Annotated in this window: 24 protein-coding genes; 12 read left to right on the forward strand and 12 right to left on the reverse strand. The window is 62.9% G+C overall.

Annotated elements, in window-relative coordinates:
- The first annotated feature begins 220 nt into the window (after nt 1–220).
- The gene (locus tag AB4136_RS29935; RefSeq protein WP_024927233.1) at nt 221–556 is read left to right on the forward strand and encodes a hypothetical protein; all 336 of its coding nucleotides are present in this window, start codon (nt 221–223) and stop codon (nt 554–556) included.
- Nucleotides 557–911: 355 nt separating this feature from the next.
- Here AB4136_RS29935 and AB4136_RS29940 read toward each other — a convergent pair whose 3' ends face one another.
- Both AB4136_RS29940 and AB4136_RS29945 read right to left on the reverse strand, forming a co-directional pair.
- Nucleotides 912–1403, reverse strand: coding sequence for a GNAT family N-acetyltransferase (locus tag AB4136_RS29940; protein ID WP_024925347.1), 492 nt, complete (start codon nt 1401–1403; stop codon nt 912–914).
- Nucleotides 1404–1437: 34 nt separating this feature from the next.
- Nucleotides 1438–2541 (reverse strand): lytic transglycosylase domain-containing protein, encoded by a 1104-nt coding sequence (locus AB4136_RS29945; protein WP_036255226.1) that lies wholly within the window; start codon nt 2539–2541, stop codon nt 1438–1440.
- A gap of 185 nt (nt 2542–2726) precedes the next feature.
- On the opposite strand from AB4136_RS29945, the gene AB4136_RS29950 reads away from it, so the two are divergent.
- Nucleotides 2727–3320 carry a methylated-DNA--[protein]-cysteine S-methyltransferase gene (locus AB4136_RS29950; RefSeq protein ID WP_051504783.1) on the forward strand — a complete coding sequence of 198 codons (594 nt, stop codon included), beginning with the start codon at nt 2727–2729 and terminating at the stop codon, nt 3318–3320.
- A 47-nt stretch (nt 3321–3367) separates the two neighbouring features.
- Here AB4136_RS29950 and AB4136_RS29955 read toward each other — a convergent pair whose 3' ends face one another.
- Nucleotides 3368–3700 carry a hypothetical protein gene (locus AB4136_RS29955; RefSeq protein ID WP_036255237.1) on the reverse strand — a complete coding sequence of 111 codons (333 nt, stop codon included), beginning with the start codon at nt 3698–3700 and terminating at the stop codon, nt 3368–3370.
- 271 nt (nt 3701–3971) lie between these two features.
- On the opposite strand from AB4136_RS29955, the gene AB4136_RS29960 reads away from it, so the two are divergent.
- The gene (locus tag AB4136_RS29960; protein ID WP_024925349.1) at nt 3972–4181 is read left to right on the forward strand and encodes a cold-shock protein; all 210 of its coding nucleotides are present in this window, start codon (nt 3972–3974) and stop codon (nt 4179–4181) included.
- Between the two features lie 228 nt (nt 4182–4409).
- Here AB4136_RS29960 and AB4136_RS29965 read toward each other — a convergent pair whose 3' ends face one another.
- From AB4136_RS29965 to AB4136_RS29975, 3 genes are all read right to left on the reverse strand, one after another.
- Complete coding sequence (locus AB4136_RS29965; protein ID WP_024925350.1) at nt 4410–5036, reverse strand: glutathione S-transferase family protein; 627 nt, start codon at nt 5034–5036, stop codon at nt 4410–4412.
- A 46-nt stretch (nt 5037–5082) separates the two neighbouring features.
- Entirely contained in the window at nt 5083–5694 is a 612-nt protein-coding gene (locus tag AB4136_RS29970; RefSeq protein ID WP_024925351.1) for a glutathione S-transferase family protein, read from the reverse strand.
- Nucleotides 5695–5877: 183 nt separating this feature from the next.
- Nucleotides 5878–6777, reverse strand: a complete 900-nt coding sequence (locus AB4136_RS29975; RefSeq protein WP_024925352.1) for an EAL domain-containing protein — start codon at nt 6775–6777, stop codon at nt 5878–5880.
- A 182-nt stretch (nt 6778–6959) separates the two neighbouring features.
- Between AB4136_RS29975 and AB4136_RS29980 the strand changes: the two genes are divergently transcribed.
- Complete coding sequence (locus AB4136_RS29980; RefSeq protein WP_024925353.1) at nt 6960–8162, forward strand: pyridoxal phosphate-dependent aminotransferase; 1203 nt, start codon at nt 6960–6962, stop codon at nt 8160–8162.
- 82 nt (nt 8163–8244) lie between these two features.
- Here AB4136_RS29980 and AB4136_RS29985 read toward each other — a convergent pair whose 3' ends face one another.
- The gene (locus AB4136_RS29985; RefSeq protein WP_024925354.1) at nt 8245–8640 is read right to left on the reverse strand and encodes a (R)-mandelonitrile lyase; all 396 of its coding nucleotides are present in this window, start codon (nt 8638–8640) and stop codon (nt 8245–8247) included.
- A 187-nt stretch (nt 8641–8827) separates the two neighbouring features.
- Here AB4136_RS29985 and AB4136_RS29990 point away from each other — a divergent pair, with 187 nt between their 5' ends.
- Together AB4136_RS29990 and AB4136_RS29995 are read left to right on the forward strand one after the other, a co-directional pair.
- Nucleotides 8828–10879: an elongation factor G gene (locus AB4136_RS29990; protein ID WP_441932048.1), complete on the forward strand. Its 2052-nt coding sequence runs from the start codon at nt 8828–8830 to the stop codon at nt 10877–10879.
- A gap of 827 nt (nt 10880–11706) precedes the next feature.
- Nucleotides 11707–12210 carry a methyltransferase family protein gene (locus AB4136_RS29995; RefSeq protein WP_024925356.1) on the forward strand — a complete coding sequence of 168 codons (504 nt, stop codon included), beginning with the start codon at nt 11707–11709 and terminating at the stop codon, nt 12208–12210.
- A 49-nt stretch (nt 12211–12259) separates the two neighbouring features.
- Here the strand turns inward: AB4136_RS29995 and AB4136_RS30000 are convergent, their stop codons facing one another.
- Together AB4136_RS30000 and trxB are read right to left on the reverse strand one after the other, a co-directional pair.
- Entirely contained in the window at nt 12260–13156 is an 897-nt protein-coding gene (locus tag AB4136_RS30000; protein ID WP_024925357.1) for a LysR family transcriptional regulator, read from the reverse strand.
- A gap of 55 nt (nt 13157–13211) precedes the next feature.
- On the reverse strand, nt 13212–14186 hold the full coding sequence (trxB, locus tag AB4136_RS30005) for a thioredoxin-disulfide reductase (RefSeq protein ID WP_024925358.1): 975 nt from the start codon (nt 14184–14186) through the stop codon (nt 13212–13214).
- Between the two features lie 258 nt (nt 14187–14444).
- On the opposite strand from trxB, the gene AB4136_RS30010 reads away from it, so the two are divergent.
- Nucleotides 14445–14933: an Lrp/AsnC family transcriptional regulator gene (locus tag AB4136_RS30010; RefSeq protein WP_024925359.1), complete on the forward strand. Its 489-nt coding sequence runs from the start codon at nt 14445–14447 to the stop codon at nt 14931–14933.
- 51 nt (nt 14934–14984) lie between these two features.
- Nucleotides 14985–15800 (forward strand): glycosyltransferase family 2 protein, encoded by an 816-nt coding sequence (locus AB4136_RS30015; protein ID WP_024925360.1) that lies wholly within the window; start codon nt 14985–14987, stop codon nt 15798–15800.
- Here AB4136_RS30015 and AB4136_RS30020 read toward each other — a convergent pair.
- From AB4136_RS30020 to rfaE1, 3 genes are read right to left on the reverse strand one after another with little or no spacing between them, the layout of a single operon-like run.
- Entirely contained in the window at nt 15784–16383 is a 600-nt protein-coding gene (locus AB4136_RS30020; protein WP_137901376.1) for an HAD-IIIA family hydrolase, read from the reverse strand. The two genes, AB4136_RS30015 and AB4136_RS30020, sit on opposite strands and share 17 nt — an antisense overlap.
- On the reverse strand, nt 16380–16964 hold the full coding sequence (locus AB4136_RS30025; protein ID WP_024925362.1) for a D-sedoheptulose-7-phosphate isomerase: 585 nt from the start codon (nt 16962–16964) through the stop codon (nt 16380–16382). The genes AB4136_RS30020 and AB4136_RS30025 overlap by 4 nt, the downstream gene beginning before the upstream one ends.
- Nucleotides 16965–16971: 7 nt before the next feature.
- Nucleotides 16972–18459 (reverse strand): D-glycero-beta-D-manno-heptose-7-phosphate kinase, encoded by a 1488-nt coding sequence (gene rfaE1, locus AB4136_RS30030; protein WP_024925363.1) that lies wholly within the window; start codon nt 18457–18459, stop codon nt 16972–16974.
- Between rfaE1 and AB4136_RS30035 the strand changes: the two genes are divergently transcribed.
- Genes AB4136_RS30035 through waaC form a run of 4 tightly spaced genes read left to right on the forward strand, consistent with a single transcriptional unit; the run spans nt 18458 to nt 21490 of the window.
- Nucleotides 18458–18595, forward strand: coding sequence for a hypothetical protein (locus AB4136_RS30035; protein ID WP_161773052.1), 138 nt, complete (start codon nt 18458–18460; stop codon nt 18593–18595). The genes rfaE1 and AB4136_RS30035 overlap by 2 nt on opposite strands.
- Nucleotides 18595–19542 (forward strand): ADP-glyceromanno-heptose 6-epimerase, encoded by a 948-nt coding sequence (rfaD, locus tag AB4136_RS30040; protein WP_024925364.1) that lies wholly within the window; start codon nt 18595–18597, stop codon nt 19540–19542. The genes AB4136_RS30035 and rfaD overlap by 1 nt, the downstream gene beginning before the upstream one ends.
- Nucleotides 19515–20522, forward strand: coding sequence for a lipopolysaccharide heptosyltransferase II (waaF, locus tag AB4136_RS30045; protein WP_024925365.1), 1008 nt, complete (start codon nt 19515–19517; stop codon nt 20520–20522). Before rfaD ends, waaF begins: the two co-directional genes overlap by 28 nt.
- The gene (gene waaC / locus AB4136_RS30050; protein WP_024925366.1) at nt 20519–21490 is read left to right on the forward strand and encodes a lipopolysaccharide heptosyltransferase I; all 972 of its coding nucleotides are present in this window, start codon (nt 20519–20521) and stop codon (nt 21488–21490) included. The genes waaF and waaC overlap by 4 nt, the downstream gene beginning before the upstream one ends.
- Nucleotides 21491–21521: the final 31 nt, after the last annotated feature.

The raw sequence follows: 21521 nt of genomic DNA on the forward strand, positions 1-21521 counted from the left end.
CGGCTGCCGCGAATGGCGGCTTTGAGGTCCGAAGTCTGCCGTCGCGAATGACGGCGAGGTCGGTCCGGGGCAAGAACACTGGCGGGGCGCCCGGAAGGCGCCACGTACTGTTTGCTAAGAGGCACCGACCCGGCGCCCCGCTTCCCACCCCTTTTTCAACGGCCAGACGCGAAAGCGGGCGTGGCGGCGACGGGCCGCGCGCTTACCCGGGAGTTCGACAATGCCGAGAGACGATTATTACGACGATCTGTGGAAGAACCTGGAGACGCCGGGCTACATGCACGAGTTTCTGTCCAACAATAACCCCTTCGTGCTGGCGCTGTTCACCCGCGCGGCGCGCATGACCTTCACGCGCGACGGCGCGCCGAAATCCTGCCCCAACAAAACCTGCCGCAAGAGCGGCCAATGCCACATCATTTTGCGCCACAAGGCCACCAACTGCACCAGCAGCGTCGGCATCAGCCAGCGCGCGGCGGACGAATTCAAGGCGATCCTGCTCTACCTGATCGACATCGGCTCCAACCCGCCGGAGATCGACTATGGCAGGCGGGAGTGAGAAATGGTCCGCGTTAGCGGACGAAAAGCCAATTGCTTGGCTTTTCGAGTTTCGAACGCCCGAAGCGACAGCGAAGGGCCGGAGTGATGCCGCCCCCGGCCCTCGGCTATGGCCTTAGGCGTTCGAGCCCTTGGGAAGGTCCACCGGACCGCCCCCTGCCCCTCGTAAACTCGGGGCGTTAGCGGACCGCCCCCAGCCCTCGGCTACTGCCTCGGGCGTTCGAGCCCTTTGGAAGGTCCACCGGACCTTCCAATTCGCCTGCGGCGAACCGCTTCCCGGCCCCTCGTAAACTCGGGGCGTTCGAAGCTCGAAAAGCCAAGCAGTTGGCTTTTCGTCCGCTGAAGCGGACCGCTTCTCACCCCGCCCAGTCCACCTCGACCATGCCGTGGCGGCGGTAGAGGCGGATGGCGTTGGCGTTTTCGACCACCATCGTCTTCAGGTCGACGCGGGCGGCGCCCCGCGCCTTGAAGGTGGCGAAGACGTGCAGCAGCAGCGCTTCGGCCAGTCCGTTGCGCCGCGCGTCGGGGTGCACGGCCAGATATTTGAGATAGTCGCTGGTCCAGCACAGCGCCACCGCCGCCAGCCGCCCGTCGGGGCCGTCCACCACGAACCACAGCGCCGGGTCGTATTCGGCGTCGCTGGAATGCAGCGCCCACCAGAGGTCGAAATTCTCTTCTTCCTTCGCCAGCGTCTGGGTGAGCAGCGCATGCACGGCGCGCGCGTCGGCTGCCTGGAAGGGGCGCAGCGTAAAACCGTCGGGCCAGGCCGGCGCCGCGACCTCCTCCGCCAGCGAACGCCGCAGGCGGATGCCGACGTCGTCGGTCTTGTCGATATGGTGCTGGGTCATCGGCCGCTCATCCCTGCCGCTGGCCGTGTCCGGCTCAGGCGTCCGGTTCGGGCTTGCGCTTGCGGTCGCGGCCAAGGCCGGTCTCTTCGAGCAGGCCCTTGCGCTTGGCGTCGTAATAATAGCCGGTCTGGTAAAGCCGGTCGGCGCGCTTGTAGTCGCCATTGGCAACCAGGAAGGCACCGCGCAGATATTTCACCGCGTATTTCAGATTGGTCTCTGCGTCGAACAGGCCCTTGGGCGCGCCGCCGTAACCCATGCCGCGCGCGGTGGCATGCTTGATCTGCATCAGCCCCCAATGGCCATTGTTGTAGGCGCGCGGGTTGAAGGTCGATTCGCGCTTCACCACCGAGCGTACCAGTTCGATCGGCACCTCGTAGAGCGCAGCGTATTTGGCGATCAGCCGATCGACCTCGCCACGGCCCGCACCGGCCGGCGCCGGCGTTTCGGCCTCGGGTTCCGGCAGCGTGAGGTAGATCGGCACCGGGCCGGAATAGGCGATCGGCTGCACACCGGGCAGCGCCTTGGCGGCTTTCGGCGTGGCGGGTGCGGCCGGGAAGACCAGGCTGGTGGCGGCGGAGGCAACGATAACCGGCGCCGGCTTCAGCACCGGCTTGGGTGCCGGCAGATTGCCGCCCATGCGGGCCGAAAGCGTGCTGACGCGGCCGGACGTTGCGGTGGAAGTCGCGGGCTGGGCTGCGGCCTGGGCCGCCGTCGGCTGGGCAGCGCTTGCCGGATTGGCGTGAATGGCGGTCGCGGAGGCCGGTGTAGCGGCTGCGGTCGCAGCAGCCGGGACGGCTGCCGCTGCTACGGCCGTGGAATTGGCGAGACGGGCGCTGGTGCCGGGCGTGGTCGCCAGCGTTGCTGTGGCCTTGGCGGCTTCCTGCGGCGTCGGGCCGGCAAAGGCAGCACCCGCAGCTTCAGCCGGAAGCGCCGCGAACTGCACCGGAGCGAGCCCCGAGGATTCGGGCAGCACCGACACCTGCTCGGGCAGTGCCAGCGCAAAGCCGGCATCGCTCTCGGCGGTCGACGTCGTGGCTGGAGCCAGGGCCGGCTTCACCGCGGTGGTGGATGTGCAACCGGAAACGCCGGCCGCTGCCAGCAGAATACCGATCGACAGGGTGTGGGCTGTTGTTCGCAAGCCGCGCTCTGTTCATGCAAATCGTTAAATGCTCATTACACCACCGATTTTGGTCGGGCAACCTCGAGGGGAAATGGTTTTCGGGTGGCGAAAAGCCGCGAAACATGCCAGATTGTTCATGATTTGTACTGTTTTGCGTCGGTTTCTTCCCTGGAAGCCACGCTGGAAATGGAAGGAACCGCATCATGCAGACCGCCATTGAAAAGACCGTTGCTACAATACCCGGCCATGCCATCTTCGAGACGGCGATGGGTTTCATGGGCATCGCCTGGAACGAACGCGGATTGATCCGCCTGTGCCTGCCGCAGTCCAGTCGCGAAAGCCTGGAACGCCGGCTGCTCAGGCTGGAAGCCGTGCCGGGCAAGCATTTCGATGAGAACACAGCGCCGGGCTGGGTGGCCGAACTGATCGCCTCGATCAAGGCCTACGCGGCCGGCGAAACGGTCGATTTCTCGAAAGTGCCGGTCGATCTCGACGGCGTCGACGATTTTCGTCTTGCCATCTACGACGCCGCCCGCAAGCTGGCCTTCGGCGAAACCACCACCTATGGCGAACTGGCGAAACGCGCCGGCCATACCGGCCTGGCGCGCGAGACGGGGGCGGCGCTCGGCGCCAATCCGGTGCCGCTGGTTATCCCCTGCCATCGCATCACCGCGGCCGGCGGCAAGATCGGTGGCTTCTCGGCTCCGGGCGGCTCCAACACCAAGGAAAAGATGCTGGCGATGGAAGGCGTCCACGTCGGGCCGCCGCCATCAAAGCAGGCTTCGTTCGGGTTCTGAGCAGGCATATGGCCACTGACGCTCGAAAAAGCGCGCCGGGCGAACCGTTAGTCGAACGGCGTGATCATGCGGCGGAAGCGGCGGTCGTTGTCGGGCCGCTTGCATTTGAACACCGGACAGGAACTGGTGTCCGCGCTCGGCACATAGGCGCGGCTGCGCACCTCGCCCATGTCGCAGAAGCGAGCGCTGGCTACGTAGCGGTCATAGAGCGGCAGGTTGGGATTGTGCTTGGAACGATAACGCAGGATGACGGCGCCCTCGCGGGTAACCAGCGCCTGCACCCGGTCGCAGCTCATGCGGGTCGGATCGTAGCGCGAGATCGCCCCGGCTTCGGCGGCCACCAGGGACAGACAGGCGGCAAGCAGGATCGTCTTTTTCATGGCCTCCTCCGGCGTGAAGCGCGCAAGCCGCCAGATTACGCCGCCGTCCTGCATCTCGCCAGTCTGGCGGTGCACTGCATTGACGATTGAACAACACCACCTTGTTTTTGGAGAAAAAGTCGCTTATATGCGTGGCGTTGATATTTGGGCCGATTGACCCCATGCCTCGCGATACCCGCGTTTGCTCCCGTCTTTCTCCAAAATCTCGATACCAACGGCCGGATAGGGTCCGGTCTGAAGAAAACGCAAGTGAATGTGAAGGAACATCGATATGGCAACTGGAACGGTCAAGTGGTTCAACGCCACCAAGGGCTTCGGTTTCATTCAGCCTGATGCCGGCGGCGCGGACGTTTTCGTCCACATCTCCGCTGTGCAGCGTGCTGGTCTGACCACCCTGGCTGATGGCCAGAAGATCAGCTACGAGATCGAGCAGGACCGCCGCACCGGCAAGTCCTCGGCTGGATCTCTGTCGGCAGCCTGATTTGGCGCAAGGCGCGCGCCGGGCAATAGCCCGGGGCGCGCGGCAAGTCACGGATGTACTGGCAGTCGCGCGAGAAGCGCGCCGGAGCATGAAAGGCAAGACAGGCTGAAGCGGCAGATTGCCGCCAGCGTCACCCAGAATGCTCCGGGTCAGGCTAGCAGACATTGGAAAGGCGGGATTTATCCCGCCTTTTTGTTTTTTCCCATCGACCTTCGAAGCGATCGCCGCTCAGGCCGGCGCCACGAACTCCTGGGCGATCGCCTTGAAGACCGGCATCGCCTCGAGCTTTGCCGCATGCGCCGCCAGCTTCGGAAATCCGGACATCGACACCAGCCCCGGATGCGCGTCGTTAACGAAACGCAGCGCCGCTCCCACCGCGATATCGGCATGGCCAATGCGGTCGCCGAACCAGAATTCATGTCCGCGATCCGCCAGATCGCTTTCCAGCGCGGCGAGTACGCCAGCGATCTGCGTCCGGCACCGCTCCGCCCACAGGCCGGAAACATCGGCATGCAGGCGCTTTTCGTAGAACAGGCTCACCGCCTTGTCGGCCATGCCGGTCGCAAGTGCCGCCACCTTGAGCGCCTTGCGCCGCAACGGCTGCGCGCGCGGAAACATCGCCTCCTCGGCCGGCACCAGGCTGTCGAGGTAATCGAGGATGAGATGGCTTTCGATCAGCACTTCGCCATCGTCCAGCACCAGCGTCGGCACGCGGGTCAGCGGATTGTAGGGCCGGATCTTGTCGGCGTCGCCAAAGGTCGCCCAGGGTCTGTGCTCGAAGGGAATGCCGTAGAGCGTCAGCGCGATGCCGACCCGCCGCACGAACGGTGAATCATATTGCCCGATCAGGATCATGAAGTCGCCTTCCCGCAATCAATGGCGCGGCCCATGTTGAATTGTCTCACGGCAGCCATTCGATCGGGACGTGGCCGGGATCGGCCTCAACGCGCTTGAGCCATGCGCCGACGGCCGGATAGACCTTGAGATCGAAGCCGCCGAACTCGGCCGTATGCGTGTAGGCATAAAGCGCGATATCGGCGACGCTGTAGCTGTTTCCTGCAAAGAACGGGCTCTGCCGCAGTCGCTGCTCCATCACGCCAAGCGCCTTGTTGCCGCGCTCCAGCGTCGTTGCGAGCCGTTCCGGCGTTGCATCCTTGGCCCGCTCGGGAAAAGTCAGCAACGCCTTGCGCACGGCGATATAGGGTTCATGGCTGTATTGCTCGAAGAACAGCCATTGATAGGCAAGCGCCCGCTCGTAGCGATCGGCGGGCAGGAACCGCGTGCCTTCGGCAAGATAAAGCAGGATCGCATTGGATTCGGCGATGCGCCTGCCATCGTCCAGTTCGAGCAGAGGCACCATCGCATTCGGGTTCTTGGCGACAAAGTCCGGTTTTCTCGTCGCACCGTTGTGCGAGGAGACTTCGACATTGGTGAAGGGCAGACCAAGCTTGGCCATCAGAAGGCGCGGCTTGTAGCAGTTGCCGCTGTCGATCATGCCGTAGAATATTGTCATCGCGCTTCCCCGGAAAGCACCCCTTTGCCGCAGCCAGGGTACATCATCCAGCGATTTCTTTTGCTGTATTTCGATCAGCGACAGTGATGCATTCGCTTAACGGCGCCGCTCTCGATTCCCGCGCAATTCGTGCAAAGAGCGCGTGAGGGTCGGCCAACAGGCGCTTGCGGCACATGTCGTCGATTATTGGATGATGCGCTTGCCGAAGGTTTTGCCTGGGCGCGCCGGCGGGGACGGCCCGTTGCCGTCAGGTTCCGGAGACGGCTGGTGGTGCGCTTCCAGGGCCTGCATGGTCCTGGTCAGTGCACGGAAACTGGTCGGCGCGATCTCCGGTTTGGCCAGCACGTAGCCTTGCACCATGGAGGCGCCCGATTTCTCGGCGAGATCGAGCTGCCAGCTTTCCTCGATGCCTTCGAAAACCGTTCGGATGCCTCGCCCTTCGAACGCTTCGACCATCGTCATCAGCAGGGCAAAACCCGCGCCGGATTCCATCAACTGGGTGATCCAATGAGCGTCGAACTTGACGATGTCGGGCCGCAGTTCCTTGATACGGTTGATGTCGGAATCGTCGGCGCCGTAGTCGTCCACTGCGATACGAAAGCCGTTCGTCCTCAGCGCTTCGACGAAATTGGAGAGCGCCTCCTTCGAGGCCGAGCGTTGCTCGGTCACCTCGCAGACGACACGCTGTGGGTCGATGCCGGCTTCGTGCAGCACAAGCCGCATTTCGCGCAACGCGCTTTCGGACACGGCCCTGTCGATGAAAACCGAAGGGTCGAAATTGATGAAGATGGAGCTTTCCTCCGGCAGGCTGACGCCGACATTGAGCAAATGCAAGGTGCGGGTGAGCGCTTCGATATGCAGCCGATCCGCCGGCGGGCAATTGGCGAAGAACGCGCTGGGCGACTGCAATTCGCCGTCGCGGAAAGGCCGGATCAACCCCTCGAAGGCGACGACGACAAGCTTGCCTTCCTGGAACGCGAAGATGGGCTGGAAGGCGCTTTTTAAAGTATACGGGCCCCAGACACCGGTCGAGGTACCATCATCGTGACGGATGACATGGGCTAACCCGATGCTGCGCGACACAGTCCCTCGCTTCACGACCTGCAAGAACCCGGCAAATCTACTCACCAAGGTTTTACCGCGCGTTAATATATTCGAATGCGCTTACGGGTCTCTGGCTTATCAAACGAAGCTTGCGCTTGTTTTGCCGATACGACAATACAAGCGCCGCTGCCGTCTTGGCTGCTGCCCAATGGAGATATGTCATGGCCTTCCTCGCCGATGCCCTTTCCCGCGTTAAGCCTTCCGCGACCATCGCGGTCACGCAGAAAGCGCGCGAGCTGAAAAATGCTGGCCGCGACATCATCGGCCTGGGCGCGGGCGAGCCGGACTTCGATACGCCCGACAACGTCAAGAACGCGGCCATCGAAGCGATCCGCCGCGGCGAGACCAAATACCCGCCGGTTTCGGGCATCGCGCCTCTGCGCGACGCCATCGCCAAGAAGTTCAAGCGCGAAAACAATCTCGACTACAAGCCGGAGCAGACGATCGTCGGCACTGGCGGCAAGCAAATATTGTTCAACGCCTTCATGGCCACGCTCAACCCGGGCGACGAGGTCGTCATCCCCCGCCCTTACTGGGTCAGCTATCCCGAAATGGTGGCGATCTGCGGCGGCACCCCGGCCTTTGCCGAGACCAGCATCGACAACGGCTTCAAGCTGACCGCCGCTGCGCTCGAAAAGGCGATCACGCCGAAAACGAAATGGCTGGTGATGAACTCGCCGTCCAATCCGTCCGGCGCCGCCTATAGCGAGGCCGAACTCAAGGCCCTGGCCGAGGTGCTGCTGAAGCACCCGCAGGTCTGGATTTTGACCGACGACATGTATGAGCATCTGACCTATGGCGATTTCGTCTTCAAGACCATCGCCGAGGTGGAGCCGCGTCTCTACGAGCGCACGCTGACCATGAACGGCGTCTCGAAAGCCTATGCCATGACCGGCTGGCGTATCGGCTATGCCGCCGGCCCGCTGCCGCTCATCAAGGCGATGGACATGATCCAGGGCCAGCAGACATCCGGCGCCTGCACCATCGCGCAGTGGGCGTCGGTGGAAGCGCTGAACGGCCCGCAGGATTTCGTGAAGAAAAACAAGGCGATCTTCCAGGCACGTCGCGATCTGGTCGTGTCGATGCTGAACCAGGCACGCGGCATCACCTGCCCGTCGCCGGAAGGCGCCTTCTATGTCTATCCGTCCTGCGCGCAGCTGATCGGCAAGAAGACCGCCGCCGGCAAGGTGATCGATACCGATGAGACGTTCTGCTCCGAGCTGCTCGAGGCGGAAGGTGTGGCGGTGGTGTTCGGCTCGGCTTTCGGCCTCGGCCCGAACTTCCGCATCTCCTACGCAACCTCCGAAACGCTTCTGGAAGAGGCCTGCACGCGCATCCAGCGCTTCACCGCAAGCCTGACCTGAAAACGGCTACCATGATGCAATGATTGAAAAAGCCCGGTCCTGGACCGGGCTTTTTGTTTGGGCAGCGGTCGGGCCGTCGGCCTTAGCCGCCATACTGCTCGTCGCTCACCGGTTCCAGCCAATCGACCGGCGAGCCGTTGAGCGCTTCCTGCATGGCGATATGGGTCATCGCCGTCTTCGGACCGGCGCCGTGCCAGTGTTTCTCGCCAGGCTCGAACCAGACAGTGTCGCCGGCCCTGATCTCGCGGATCGGCCCGCCCGAACTCTGAACAAGTCCCGCTCCGGAGACGACGTAAAGCGTCTGGCCGAGCGGATGCGTGTGCCAATGCGTGCGAGCACCCGGCTCGAAACTGACCGAGGTTGCGCGCAGCCGCGCCGGCGCCTCGGTCTCGATGATCGGATTTTGCGTCACCCGCCCGGTGAAATAGGCATTGGAGGCGATGATTGTCGGCACGCTGCCGCAAGCGATGATTTTCACCGGCGTTCTCCTTCTGAAACCAGCCCGAGCGCCTTTGTCGGTCATCCGCGCCCGATCGTCACCTATTTTCCTTGCCCTGCCTCCTAACCCATGTTTCGATGATCTCCGGCAGGTGGCTAACCGACCTGCCTGCGACGGCCGACAGGCCGGCCGCCGCTCTCAGCGAAATGCCTGAGTGGAGGTCAGCATGGGTAATCGCGCCGGAGGACGACGCTCGGGACCGAAATGCATCGCCATAGTCGGTCCCTTCGCCAGCGGTAAGACGACACTTCTCGAAGCCATTCTCGCCCGCACGGGCGCCATTCCCAGGCAGAACCCGGTCTCGTCCGGCAACACCGTGTCGGATCATTCGCCGGAAGCCCGCTCGCACGCCATGAGCGTCGAAGCCACTTTCGCATCCACCGAATTCATGGGCGACCAGCTCACCTTCGTCGATTGCCCCGGCTCCATCGAATTTGCGTTCGAGGCCGAACCCGTGCTCGCTGCATGCGACATCGCGGTGGTCGTGGCCGAGGCAGACGAGAAGAAGATTCCGGCTCTCCAGCTCATCATGCGCAAGCTCGACGAACTCGGCGTGCCGCGCATCCTGTTCCTCAACAAGGTCGACAAGGCGATAGCCGGCGTGCGCGAAACGCTGAAGATGCTGCAGCCGACCAGCTCCGTGCCGCTATTGTTGCGCCAGATTCCGTTGCGCAAGGACGGGGTCGTCATCGGCTCGATCGACCTCGCTTTGGAGCGCGCCTACATTTATCGCGAATATGCCGAAAGCGAGGTCGCTGAAATCCCCAGCGACGACAAGGCGCGCGAGATCGAGGCCCGCTTCTCGATGCTGGAAACGCTGGCCGACCACGACGATCAGCTGATGGAGCAACTGCTTGAGGAGATCGAACCGCCCCGCGACGCTGTCTTCGACGACCTGGCCGCGGATTTGCGAACCGGCGCGGTGACGCCGGTGCTGATCGGCACCGCCGAAAAGGGCAATGGCGTTCTGCGCCTCCTCAAGACCATCCGCCATGACRCTCCCGACATCGACGCGACCCGCAAGCGCCTCGGTGTGCTCGATGGACCGGCAGCGATCGTGCAGGTGATGAAGACCATCCACACCGCCCATGGCGGCAAGCTGTCAGTCTCCCGCATCCTGTCGGGGCAAGTGGCCGACAGCGCCGAGCTCTTCCTGCCCAATGGAAACACGGCGAAGATTTCCGGCATCTACCGCATGTTGGGCAAGGACCAATCGAAACAGCCGTCGGCCAGGACCGGCGACACGGTCGCGCTGGGCAAGCTCGACGAAGTCCGCACCGGCGAGACCCTGACCTCCGCCAAGGGTGGCGCCAAACCGCTCGCGGCGCTCGCCGCGCCACGGCCGGTCTTTGCCTTTGCCCTGCGGCCCAAGGAACGCAAGGACGATGTCAAAATGTCGGCCGCCATCCAGCGGCTTGCCGAGGAGGATCCCTCGCTCAGCGTCAGCCACAACCAGGATTCGGCCGAGACAGTGCTGTCGGGACATGGCGAGATGCATCTGCGGGTGGTGCGCGAACGTCTGGAAGGCAAGAACCAGATCCAGATCGAGGGCCACGCCCCCGCAGTGCCGTATCGGGAGACAATCCGCAAATCCGTACAGCAGCGTGGCCGCCACAAGAAACAGTCGGGCGGCCACGGCCAGTTCGGCGACGTGGTGCTGGAGATCAAGCCGTTGCCACGCGGCACGGGTTTCCAGTTCACCGACACGATCACAGGCGGTGTGGTGCCGAAGACCTACATCCAGTCGGTGGAGACGGGCGTACGCGACTATCTCAAGGGCGGGCCGCTCGGCTTCCCCGTGGTCGACGTCACCGTGAACCTGTCGGATGGTTCCTACCACGCGGTCGACTCGTCCGACATGGCCTTCCAGATGGCGGCCAAACTCGCCATGAAGGAGGGCATGGCGGCCTGCTCGCCCGTACTGTTGGAGCCGGTCATGAAGGTCGAGATCGTCACGCCATCGGATGCGACGGCCAAGATCATTGCCCTCATTCCGCAACGTCGTGGCCAAATCCTGGGATACGACGCCCGCTCCGACTGGCCGGGATGGGATGTGGTGGAGGCGACAATGCCGCAGGCTGAGATCGGTGACCTCATCATCGAGCTGCGCTCGGCGACCGCCGGCGTGGCCAGCTATACGGCAACCTTCGATCATATGGCCGAATTGACCGGGCGCCTGGCCGACGAGGTCATGAACTCTAACGGCAAGGCAGCCTGAGGAATACCGGCTGCCTTCGGGAAAAGCCGTTTGGCTGGGCCACAAGGCTTGCAGCGTTGAACAAAAAACGGCGCTCCGATTGCGGGGCGCCGTTTTTCTGGGACCGCTTCGTCTCCGGGAGGAAACCTCAAGTCCGCCGCCTGGCCCCGGCGGCCGCCACACCGGGAAAAATAGGACTGGACGCGGCCGTTGCCAGAGCCCGACTGTTCGGAAGATGCCCCCATCCCCGAACAATCCACACCGCGTCCTGGGTATGTGCATAGTCGCTAATTCGCGTCGACTGCATGTTACCTGATGTTACATGTCACCGTTACACGGCGGATGAATAGCGCTTGGGCAGCCGATTTCCGAAACCGCCGCGCGCTGGACCAGCTGGCGACGGTGGATGGTGCGGCACTATTGGTCGGGAATGGGGCTCGATGCTGAAAGATCGCCGCGAGGGCGTATCCTGCTTCAGAAAACAAAAAAGCCGGATCGCGAAGACCCGGCTAAGTTGAATGGAAGTGCCCGTTAGGGCTAAACCTCCAGAGGGGAACACTCGAGGGCGCTAATGGGAGGAGAACGCGCCCAGGAGATGACTGATATATGGGCGTATCCTGCCCAAGAAACAAGCACTCATTTTGCAACGCACACATGCAAAAAGGCACAGGCTGTGGTCCAACGCGCATTTCTTGGCCATAGGGCCAGAAAAGCAAGCATATTGCACAATGATTGTCGTGCTGCGCTGCAAACAACGTCGATCAGGCATGCCAACAGCGCGGACCGCTGCCATCGAAACAGGCATCATATGGGCTAGCCCTTTCGCGGCCCAATGCACGGGGATTGTCATGAAGACCAGAGCTTCGGCGGTGGCGGGCAGTGCCGTCTTCTTCCTGCTGGCACCGTGCATCGTAGCTGGTGTGTTGCCTTGGCTGGTCCTCGACCGTTACAGGATGCCCTTCTCAGGCTTCCTGCCTCAAACCCTGCTCGGCGCGCTGCTGATCATCACGGCGATTGCCGTGCTGGTTCATTGCTTTGCCCGTTTTGCCCTCGAAGGCTCCGGCACCCCTGCCCCGATCGCGCCGACCGAAAAGCTGGTCGTTGGCGGTGTCTACCGCTTCGTCCGCAACCCGATGTATGTCGCGGTGCTGTCGATCATTGTCGGCCAAGCGATGCTCTTCGCCAGTTGGGCCGTCCTTCTCTACGCGATCGTCGTGGCGGTGGCGGTAGGGTCTTTTGTTCGCCTTTACGAAGAACCGACCCTGGCAAGGCGTTACGGCGCCCAGTACGAAGCCTATCGGCGCGCCGTTCCCGGCTGGCTGCCACGGCTGACGCCATGGCAAGGCGGCTGAGCGCCGCCGGCACCCAATCTGCCGAAACGGGAGCTGAACCAGCTTGCCTTCAATATGACCAGTTGCGAGCCTTCGCGATGATGAAGTCGCGGAACACATGCAGCTTGGCCTGATTCTTCATCGCATCGGGATACGCGAAGTAGGTGTCGAAGGACGGTACTTCGGTTTCCGGAAGAAGCTGCACCAGACCGGCATCCTTGCCGATGACATAGTCGGGCAGCATGGCGATGCCTGCGCCGCCCTGGACGGCGCGCTTGATCGACAGGATGTCGTTGATCTGCAGCGTCGGAACGCGCTGGCCGCTTTCGAAATCGCCGACCGTCTCCAGCCAGTTGAGCTCCGAAAGATGTGTCGGCACCGGCACGCCGAACGTGACGATGCGGTGGTTTTTCAACTCGGCCACGGAGGCCGGCTTGCCATATTTGTTCACATAGGCCGGCGAGGCGTAGAGGTGGAAGTGGACCGTGAACAGGCGCCGCTGGATCAGATCCGGCTGCTGGGGCTGCCTGAGCCGGATGGCGCAGTCCGCCTGCCGCATGGTCAGGTCCAGCTCTTCATTGGCGAGGATGAGCTGGAGGTGGATTTCCGGGTAGAGGTCGATGAATTCCTGCACCCGATCGGTCAACCAGCCGGCCCCAAGACCGACCGTGGTCGTCACGCGCAGAATGCCGGATGGCCGATCCTTGGACTCCGCCAGCCTTGTCTTGATCGATTCCAACTTCATCAGCACGTCGTGCGCCGTGCGAAACAGCATCTCGCCCTGTTCGGTCAGCACCAGCCCGCGGGCATGGCGATGGAACAGGGGCACGCCGACATCGTGTTCCAGCGCGCTGACCTGCCGCGAAATGGCCGATTGTGAAAGATGCAGTGTCTCGGCCGCATGCGTGAAGGAGCCAGCCTCCGCTGCGGCGTGAAACACGCGAAGTTTGTCCCAATCCAGCGCCATGATTCCCCTCGTTTTCGTTTTGGCGTCTGAAGAAAGATTTCGGAGATTTTGCGGCTTACTCCGCCGCTTCCCGATGTACCTCTATGCCCGCGAGATATTTCTCGGCTTCGAGCGCCGCCATGCATCCCATACCCGCCGCGGTCACCGCCTGCCGATAGATATCGTCGGTGACATCGCCGGCCGCGAAGACGCCCGGAATATCGGTGCGCGTCGAATCCGGCGCGGTCCACAGATAACCATTCGACTTCTGCTTGAGCTTGCCGGCGAACAGTTCGACCGCCGGCGCGTGACCGATCGCCACGAACACGCCATCGACCTTGAGTAGGCTTTCCTGACCGGTGACGGCGTTGCGCAGCTTCAGTCCTTCGACCGAAGGCGGCAGCGGTGTCTTCCCGGGGCGGCCGGTGATCTCGTCCACCACCGTGTCCCAGATGACGCGGACATTATCCTTCTTCATCAGGCGTTCGCGCAGAATGCGTTCCGCCCTGAACTCGCTGCGACGGTGAATGACCGTAACCGACTTGGCCAGATTGGCCAGATAGAGCGCCTCTTCAACAGCGGAATTACCGCCGCCGACCACGGCGACGTCCTTGCCGCGATAGAAAAAGCCGTCGCAGGTGGCGCAAGCCGACACGCCAAAGCCCATGAAAGTCTGCTCGGAAGGGATGCCCAGCCACTTGGCCTGCGCACCGGTGGCGATGATCAGCGTATCCGCCGTGTAGGTCGTGCCGGAATCGCCCTTGGCCACGAAGGGGCGAACATCCAGGTTCACCTCGGTGATAATGTCATTGACGATGTCGGTACCGACGTGTTCGGCCTGCTTCAGCATCTCGCTCATCAGCCACGGCCCCTGCACCGGCTCGGCAAAACCCGGATAGTTCTCGACATCCGTGGTGATCATGAGCTGGCCGCCCTGCTGCAGGCCCGCGACCAGCATCGGCTTCAGCATCGCCCGCGCCGCGTAGATGGCAGCAGTGTAGCCGGCCGGGCCGGAGCCGATGATGAGAACGGGCGCGTGCTTGACGGTCATGAAACGGCCTTTTGCGAAGGACGGCCGCATGGCGCGGCCGAAACGAGCGGCAATTGTTGCCGCAATGTAAGTGCTGGCCCCTTCCCCAGCAAGGACGTGCGACAAGTGTCCCCATAATGCTGAATACACGATGCGGAACCGGATGCTTGTGGTTAACCCCCGGTGAATATCGAAATTTCCTTTTCGCAGGGATGGCGCGACCCGCAAACTCGTTTAATGACGATGTCGCGAAACATTCTTGCGCAGCGGACAGCGACCATGCCGATCAAGGCCGATCTCGACGCCATCGACTGGAAGATATTGCGCGAGCTGCAAAAAGACGGCCGTATGACCAATGTCGAGCTTTCGCGCAGGGTCGGCATTTCCGCCCCTCCCTGTCTTCGACGCGTCAAGCGACTGGAGGAAAGCGGCATCATCCGCGGCTATCGCGCCTTGCTGAATGCGCCCGTGCTCGGCATGGATGTCGTGGCATTCTGCCTCATCGGTCTGCATCATCAGGCCGATGCGGAACTCAAGGCCTTCGCCGAACGTACCCGCAGCTGGCCCATCGTTCGCGACGCCTGGATGGTATCGGGGGAATCCGACTTTCTGCTACATTGCGTTACCAGCGACCTCGCCACCTTCCAAAGTTTCGTGATCGAGGAACTAACCTCCACGCCGAATGTTGACACGGTGCGGACCGCATTGACCATCCGCCAGGTCAAGGACGAAGGACTGGTTGAAATCGGCGCGGCGCACCAAACATAGGGAAAGTGCCGGCCGCAAGGCATTATCCGACCTTCTCTCAGATTGTTTCAGATGTCCCGATTTCAAGCTCCCGTTTCCGCGCTCATCATTTGCAAGAACGAAGTCGGCATGATCGCCGACTGCCTGGAAAGCGTCGACTTCTGCGCGGAGATCGTCGTCGTGGATTCGGGATCGACCGACGGCACGCTCGAATGCATCGAAAGCTTTGCGGCGAAAGGCTTTCCGATCCGTCTGATCCGCAATGAGTGGCCTGGTTTTCCGCAGCAGCGGCTCTTCGCACTCACGCACGCTACCCAGCCCTGGTGCCTGAGCATCGATGCCGATGAGCGCGTCGATACCGAGTTGAAGCAGTCGATCATGGAAGCGACACAGAAGGGCGATGACGCCGTCAACGGCTGGTACGTCCGCCGCCGCGATTGGATCAACGGTTACGGCTATGCCCATCGGTGGGTTGCCCATAACCGCATCTTTCGGCTCTTCCGGCGCGACAAGGCATCGGTCGACCTCTCCCGCCGCGTGCATGAAACCTACAAGGTCCCTGGCGAGACAGCCCTGATTCAGAAAGGCACATTGCTCCACCGCCGCCCGACGTCGGTTGCGAACGAGTTGAGCCGCACGAACGCCTATTCGTCGCTCAAGGTCGAAGCCCAGATGGAGCAGGGAGACGAGCCGAGCATGTCGCGCCTCGTGTTCTCACCCTGGGTCAATTTCCTCAAATTTTACGTCGGCAAGCGCTATTTTCTCTGCGGCCGCCACGGCTACGTCCATTCTGCGATGGTGTTTCTCTATTCTTATGTGACCGAGGCGAAGCTGTTCGAAGCGCGCGACTCCAGCTCCAATGGCAGCTCGGTCAAAGCCGGCGAATAGTTTCCATTTCGGCGATCGCGGCCTGTTCCGCGCTGACCGCGCCGCCCACCAGGAATATTTTCGACAGCCCCGCCCGACACCCGGCTTCAGCATCGGCTTGCTTGTCGCCGACCACAAGCGAATGTGCCAGATCGACCTTCAAAATCTCGGCCGCCCGCAGCAACATGCCCGGATTGGGCTTGCGCATCGGGTGATCGGCCACGCCGAGCAGTCCGTTGCCTGCTTCGTGATAGGCGCACGCCAACACCAGGTCGACCGAGCAATGCCTTGCGTGCAAAAGCTCCAGCACGCGACCATTGACCGCCGCGAATTCAGCCCAGCCGAAATAGCCGCGCGCGATGCCGGACTGATTGGTTACCACGACGACCGGAAGCCCGACGCTGTTGGCGGTCTGGATGACCGGCACGATTTCTTCGCGCAGAACGACCTGTCCGGCATTGCTCGGATAGCCGGTATCGACATTGATGGTGCCGTCGCGATCGAGAAAGAGGGCCGGCTCGCCCGACGGAAAGACGGTGTCGCCGACACGCTCCACCCACAGCCCCGGCTCGGCGAGCGGGAACCGGACAGCGTCTTCCGTCATCGGTTGTCCGGGCTGGCGCTGAGGCGGATTTCCACCTCCTCGCACAGATAATGGTAGAGGCAGATGTGGCCTTGCTGGATGATCGGCGTCGAGGTCGAAGGCACGTTGAGCAGCACATCGCAGAGCGGCTTCAGCTTGCCGCCGGTATCGCCGGTCATGCCAATCACGGTCATGCCCATCGTTCGCGCCTGTTCGGCCGCTGCCAGGATGGATGGCGAATTGCCACTGGTCGAAATCGCCAGCAGCACCGCACCTTGCGCACCATGCGCTTCGACCTGGCGCGAAAAGACAGTGTCGAAACCGTAGTCGTTGCCCCAGGCGGTCAACACCGCGGCATTGGCAGGCAGCGCAATGACGTTATAGGCCTTGCGCTCTTTCAGGAACCGCCCGACCAGTTCGCCGGCGATGTGGATCGCATCGCTGGCCGAACCGCCATTGCCACAGATCAGAAACGCCTTGCCCGATGACAAAGCGGTTACGACCGCATCGGTCGCCCGTTGCATTTCGGCCGAAAGATCGCGTTCGACCATGGCGGTGATCGCGGCGGCCGAACGGTCGAGGTAGTCATTCAGATTGGACATGAAGCTCTCAGTTTCCTGTGCCGGCGCGCAGTTTGCCGATTGTGCCGGTGGTACTCTTTCCCGCGACGAGATCGACCAGGACAACGCGCCCGCCCGCTTTCTGCACCACCTCTGCACCGACCACCTGGTCGATCGTATAGTCCGCGCCCTTGACCAGGATGTCGGGTAGCAGCGTTTCGATAAGCTTCAGCGGCGTATCCTCGTCGAAGACCACGACGGCATCGACGGAAGCGAGCGCCGCCAACACGCAAGCGCGGTCGTGCTGATCGTTGACGGGCCGGTTCGGTCCTTTCAGGCGCCGCACCGAGGCGTCGCTGTTCAGGCCGAGCACCAGCCGATCGCACTGGCTGCGCGCGGCATGCAGCAGGCTGACGTGCCCGGCGTGCAAAATGTCGAAGCAGCCGTTGGTGAAACCCACCGTCAGCCCCTCTTCCTTCCAGGTCGCCACCAGCCGCTGCGCGGCGGCGGCGTCGAGGATGGCGTCCTTGTGAATGGCGCCGTGCGAGCGGAACAGCGCGCCGGTCAATTCGTCGGCGGTCAGCCGCGCCGTGCCGCGTTTGCCGACGACGACACCGCCGGCGGCATTGGCAATGGCCGCCGCTGCGGCGCGGTCGGCCCCGGCGGCCAGCGCCAGCGCGAAGGAGGCGATCACGGTGTCGCCGGCGCCGGAGACGTCGAACACTTCCCGTGCCTGCGTGGCGATATGGCGAGCCGATCCGGCATCGACCACGCTCATGCCCTTTTCGCTGCGCGTGGCGACGACAAAGTCAAAGCCGTTCGCGGCGATCAACTCGCGCGCCGCAGCCACGATCTCATCGTCGGCGAACACGGCGCGTCCCGCCGCCTCGCCCAGTTCCTTGCGGTTCGGCGTGACAGCGGTCGCACCGCGATAGGGTGAATAGTCCCGCCCCTTCGGATCGACGAGCACCGGCTTGCCGGCCTCGCGGCAAATCGCGATCAATTCCGCGGCCACGCCGTCGAGCAGAACACCCTTGCCGTAGTCGGAGAGGATGACGATGTCCGCGCGCTCGAGCGCTGCGCGAAAATGCGCGACGAGCTCCTTGCGCTCCGCCGCATTGGGTGCGCGGACCTCTTCCTCGTCGAAGCGCAGAACCTGCTGGTTAAGCGCGCTGAACCGGCTTTTCGAGGAGGTCATGCGTTCGCGCGTCTGCCCGATCCCTGTGGCATCGACGCCGAGTTCCTCGAACATGCGCATGACGTTGCGGCCCGCCGCGTCATCGCCGAGCACCGAGACAGGAACCGCCCGGCCACCCAGCGAAACGATGTTGGAGACGACATTGCCGGCGCCGCCAACGGCCAGCATCTCGCCGCGCCCGTGCAGAACCGGGATCGGCGCTTCCGGTGAGATGCGCTCGATGACGCCATTGACGAAGCGGTCGAGAATGAGGTCGCCGACGACCAGGACGGTGACATCGGCGAACCGTGCAATCGCGCGGTGGAGGATTTCGGGAGAAGACAGGTGCAACTCGCTCATGGCGAAGCGGATATACCGCAAACCCTGTCTGCGCAACTGCGGCGCCGCCAGCACGACCGGCAAGGCAAGCCGTGTCGACAGCTTCGCCGGCCTCTCTTATAAGAGCCTCGATCCGCTCACCAATTCGAGGCCCTGATGATCATCGTAACCGGTGGAGCCGGCATGATCGGCTCCAACATCGTCGCCGCGCTCAACGCGGAAGGCCATGACGACATCCTCGTCGTCGACGACCTGACCGACGGCCACAAGATCGTCAATCTGGCCGACCTCAGGATCGCCGATTACCTCGACAAGGACGAATTCCTGCCGCTCATTGAGGCCGGGAAACTCGGCTTCGTCGAAGCCGTCTTCCATCAGGGTGCCTGCTCGACGACCACCGAGTGGAACGGCAAGTTCATGATGGACGTGAACTTCACCTACTCGAAACGACTGCTGCACGCCTGTCTGGGCTCACGCGTGCCGTTCCTCTACGCCTCCTCCGCATCCGTCTACGGCGGCGGCTCTGAGTTCCGCGAGGAAGCCGAGTTCGAGCGCCCGCTCAACGTTTATGCATGGTCGAAGAAACTTTTCGACGACTATGTGCGCCGCAACGTCGGTCCCAGCCATTCGCAGGTTGCGGGCCTGCGCTATTTCAACGTTTACGGCCCGCGCGAGCGGCACAAGGGCACGATGGCTTCGGTCGCCTTCCACCTGTTCAACCAGGTCGGGCGTGGCGAAAACCCGAAGCTGTTCGGCGCCTATGACGGGTTTGGTCCCGGCGAGCAGAGCCGTGATTTCATCCACGTCGGCGATGTCGCCGACGTCAATCTCTGGCTCTGGAAACGCGGCGTCAGCGGCATCTTCAACTGCGGTACCGGCCGCGCCCAGCCTTTCCGCGCCATAGCTGAGACGGTCATCACCTCGCTCGGCAAGGGGAGCATCGAATATATCGACTTCCCCGATCATCTGAAGGGCAGCTACCAGAGCTTCACGCAAGCTGATATGTCCCGCCTGCGCGCAGCCGGCTACAATGGCCAGTTCCGCGATGTCGAAACCGGCGTGAAAGACTATGTCGAATGGCTGAAAGCCCGACGATCCTCGTGATCGGCCCCCGCTGGGTGGGCGACATGGTCATGGCGCAGTGCCTGTTCTCGGCACTGAAGCAGCTTTATCCAAACGCCGGCATCGACGTGATGGCGCCTGCCTGGGCCGCTCCGCTGGTAGGGCGCATGCCGGAAGTTCGCCAGCAGATCGAAATGCCGGTACCGTCCGGCAAGCTGGAGCTTGGCGTGCGCCGCCGCTTCGGCCGCATGCTCAAGGGCCGCTACGACATGGCCTATGTTCTGCCCGGCAGCCTGAAGTCGGCGCTTATCCCGTTCTTTGCAGGCATCCCCAAGCGCGTCGGCCATCTGCGCGAGATGCGCTACGGCCTGCTCACCGACATCGTGCCGCTGCCCGAGAAGCAGAAACGCCGCACGGCGCATGGGTTCTTTTCGCTGGCGCGTGGTGGTTCCTTCCAGGCTCCGAAGCTGACCGTGGATGGCGCGAACCAGGCGGAACTCCTCGCTCGCTACGGGCTTGTTGAGGGGGCGTTCGTGGCAATGATGCCGGGCGCCGAGTTCGGGCCGGCGAAGCGTTGGCCGAGCGCTTCCTATGCCGGCCTTGCCCGCGCCATGATGGCGAAAGGGTTGCGGGTGGCGCTGTTCGGCTCCAGGAACGATAGCGCCGTAACGGCAGAAATCGCCGAGTTGGCTCCCGGATGTGTCGATCTGGCCGGCAAGACGCAGCTGGTGGACGCCATCGACCTGATCGCGGCGGCAAGGCTCGCTGTATCCAACGACAGTGGGCTCATGCACGTCGCGGCCGCCGTCGGGACGCCGGTCGTTGCAGTCTATGGCTCGACTTCGCCCGAAAACACGCCTCCGCTGGCCGAGCGGCGCGAGCTGGTATGGCTGCAGCTTTCCTGCTCGCCGTGTCACAAGAAAGTCTGCCCGCTCGGCCATATGAATTGCCTGAACACCCTCGATGTCGAACGTGTGTTGCAGGCCGCCGACCATCTGATCGATGCGCCGGCCGCCGCATGAAAGTGCTGATCGTCAAGACGTCCTCGATGGGCGATGTGATCCACACCTTTCCCGCCGTTCAGGACGCGTTGAACGCACGACCCGACATGTCCTTCGATTGGTGCGTGGAAGAAGCCTTCGCCAACATCGTTGCACTCCACCCCGCGATCGGTACCATTCACAAGGTTGCCCTGCGGCGCTGGCGGAAGCAGGTCGTCTCCTCCAACACCTGGCGCGAGGGCGCCGCGCTGCGCCACGCATTGCGCGCCGGCCACTACGATCTCGTTCTCGATGCTCAAGGCTTGCTGAAATCTGCCTTCGTGGCGAAGCTCGCCGGAGCACCGATCGCCGGCTTCGACAAGGCGAGCGCGCGCGAACCCTCGGCAACCGTCTTTTACGACCAGCGCTATGGCGTGCCCCGCGACATGCATGCCATCGAGCGCACCAGGCGCCTGTTCGGCCTGGCACTTGGTTACGAGCCGGACCTGTCGACGCTCGATTCCGGCATCGTGGTGCCGCCCGGCGCGCCCTTGGCGCAGGCAGAGCGAACCGCGATCCTGCTGCACGGAACCAGCCGCGAGGACAAGAAATGGCCGATGCAAGACTGGATCGAAACGGCCCAACTTATGGTCGCCAGCAGGTTCTCTCCGGTTACCACTTGGTCAAATGACAAGGAAAGAACCGTGGCGGAGGCGATCGGCAATGCCGTGCCGGAAACGCTGGTGGTGCCGAAATCGCCTCTGTCGGATGTCGCGCGCCTGATCGGCGGCGCGACGCTGGTTGTCGGCGCGGACACGGGTTTGACGCATCTTGCCGCAGCCTTTGGATTGCCGACGGTTGCCATCTTCCTGACCACGGAGCCGGGGCTGACCGGACCGCGTGGCCCCTTTGCCTCGACATTGATCGCAGGCGAAAACGGACGCGTCACGCCTCGGGCCGCTTTCGAGGAAGCGGCCAGGCTGCTGGCTTTGAAAGACGGGCGAGCCTGACCGTTCAGGCGCCCCGGCGAGCGGGATCGCT

It is taken from the genome of Mesorhizobium sp. 2RAF21 (assembly GCF_052115345.1).
GTDB classification, from domain to species: domain Bacteria; phylum Pseudomonadota; class Alphaproteobacteria; order Rhizobiales; family Rhizobiaceae; genus Mesorhizobium; species Mesorhizobium terrae.

Excerpts from the sequence above, each read along its gene's own strand:
- AB4136_RS29995 (WP_024925356.1), top strand. The coding sequence starts at position 11,707 with ATGAAGACCAGAGCTTCGGCGGTGGCGGGCAGTGCCGTCTTCTTCCTG.
- waaC (WP_024925366.1), top strand. The coding sequence starts at position 20,519 with ATGAAAGTGCTGATCGTCAAGACGTCCTCGATGGGCGATGTGATCCAC.
- AB4136_RS30010 (WP_024925359.1), top strand. The coding sequence starts at position 14,445 with ATGCCGATCAAGGCCGATCTCGACGCCATCGACTGGAAGATATTGCGC.
- AB4136_RS30015 (WP_024925360.1), top strand. The coding sequence starts at position 14,985 with ATGTCCCGATTTCAAGCTCCCGTTTCCGCGCTCATCATTTGCAAGAAC.
- AB4136_RS29955 (WP_036255237.1), bottom strand. The coding sequence starts at position 3,700 with ATGAAAAAGACGATCCTGCTTGCCGCCTGTCTGTCCCTGGTGGCCGCC.
- AB4136_RS29940 (WP_024925347.1), bottom strand. The coding sequence starts at position 1,403 with ATGACCCAGCACCATATCGACAAGACCGACGACGTCGGCATCCGCCTG.
- AB4136_RS30035 (WP_161773052.1), top strand. The coding sequence starts at position 18,458 with ATGGCGAAGCGGATATACCGCAAACCCTGTCTGCGCAACTGCGGCGCC.
- trxB (WP_024925358.1), bottom strand. The coding sequence starts at position 14,186 with ATGACCGTCAAGCACGCGCCCGTTCTCATCATCGGCTCCGGCCCGGCC.
- rfaD (WP_024925364.1), top strand. The coding sequence starts at position 18,595 with ATGATCATCGTAACCGGTGGAGCCGGCATGATCGGCTCCAACATCGTC.
- AB4136_RS29980 (WP_024925353.1), top strand. The coding sequence starts at position 6,960 with ATGGCCTTCCTCGCCGATGCCCTTTCCCGCGTTAAGCCTTCCGCGACC.
- AB4136_RS29950 (WP_051504783.1), top strand. The coding sequence starts at position 2,727 with ATGCAGACCGCCATTGAAAAGACCGTTGCTACAATACCCGGCCATGCC.
- AB4136_RS30025 (WP_024925362.1), bottom strand. The coding sequence starts at position 16,964 with ATGTCCAATCTGAATGACTACCTCGACCGTTCGGCCGCCGCGATCACC.
- waaF (WP_024925365.1), top strand. The coding sequence starts at position 19,515 with ATGGCTGAAAGCCCGACGATCCTCGTGATCGGCCCCCGCTGGGTGGGC.
- AB4136_RS29970 (WP_024925351.1), bottom strand. The coding sequence starts at position 5,694 with ATGACAATATTCTACGGCATGATCGACAGCGGCAACTGCTACAAGCCG.
- AB4136_RS29960 (WP_024925349.1), top strand. The coding sequence starts at position 3,972 with ATGGCAACTGGAACGGTCAAGTGGTTCAACGCCACCAAGGGCTTCGGT.
- AB4136_RS30020 (WP_137901376.1), bottom strand. The coding sequence starts at position 16,383 with ATGACGGAAGACGCTGTCCGGTTCCCGCTCGCCGAGCCGGGGCTGTGG.
- AB4136_RS29935 (WP_024927233.1), top strand. The coding sequence starts at position 221 with ATGCCGAGAGACGATTATTACGACGATCTGTGGAAGAACCTGGAGACG.
- rfaE1 (WP_024925363.1), bottom strand. The coding sequence starts at position 18,459 with ATGAGCGAGTTGCACCTGTCTTCTCCCGAAATCCTCCACCGCGCGATT.
- AB4136_RS29965 (WP_024925350.1), bottom strand. The coding sequence starts at position 5,036 with ATGATCCTGATCGGGCAATATGATTCACCGTTCGTGCGGCGGGTCGGC.
- AB4136_RS30000 (WP_024925357.1), bottom strand. The coding sequence starts at position 13,156 with ATGGCGCTGGATTGGGACAAACTTCGCGTGTTTCACGCCGCAGCGGAG.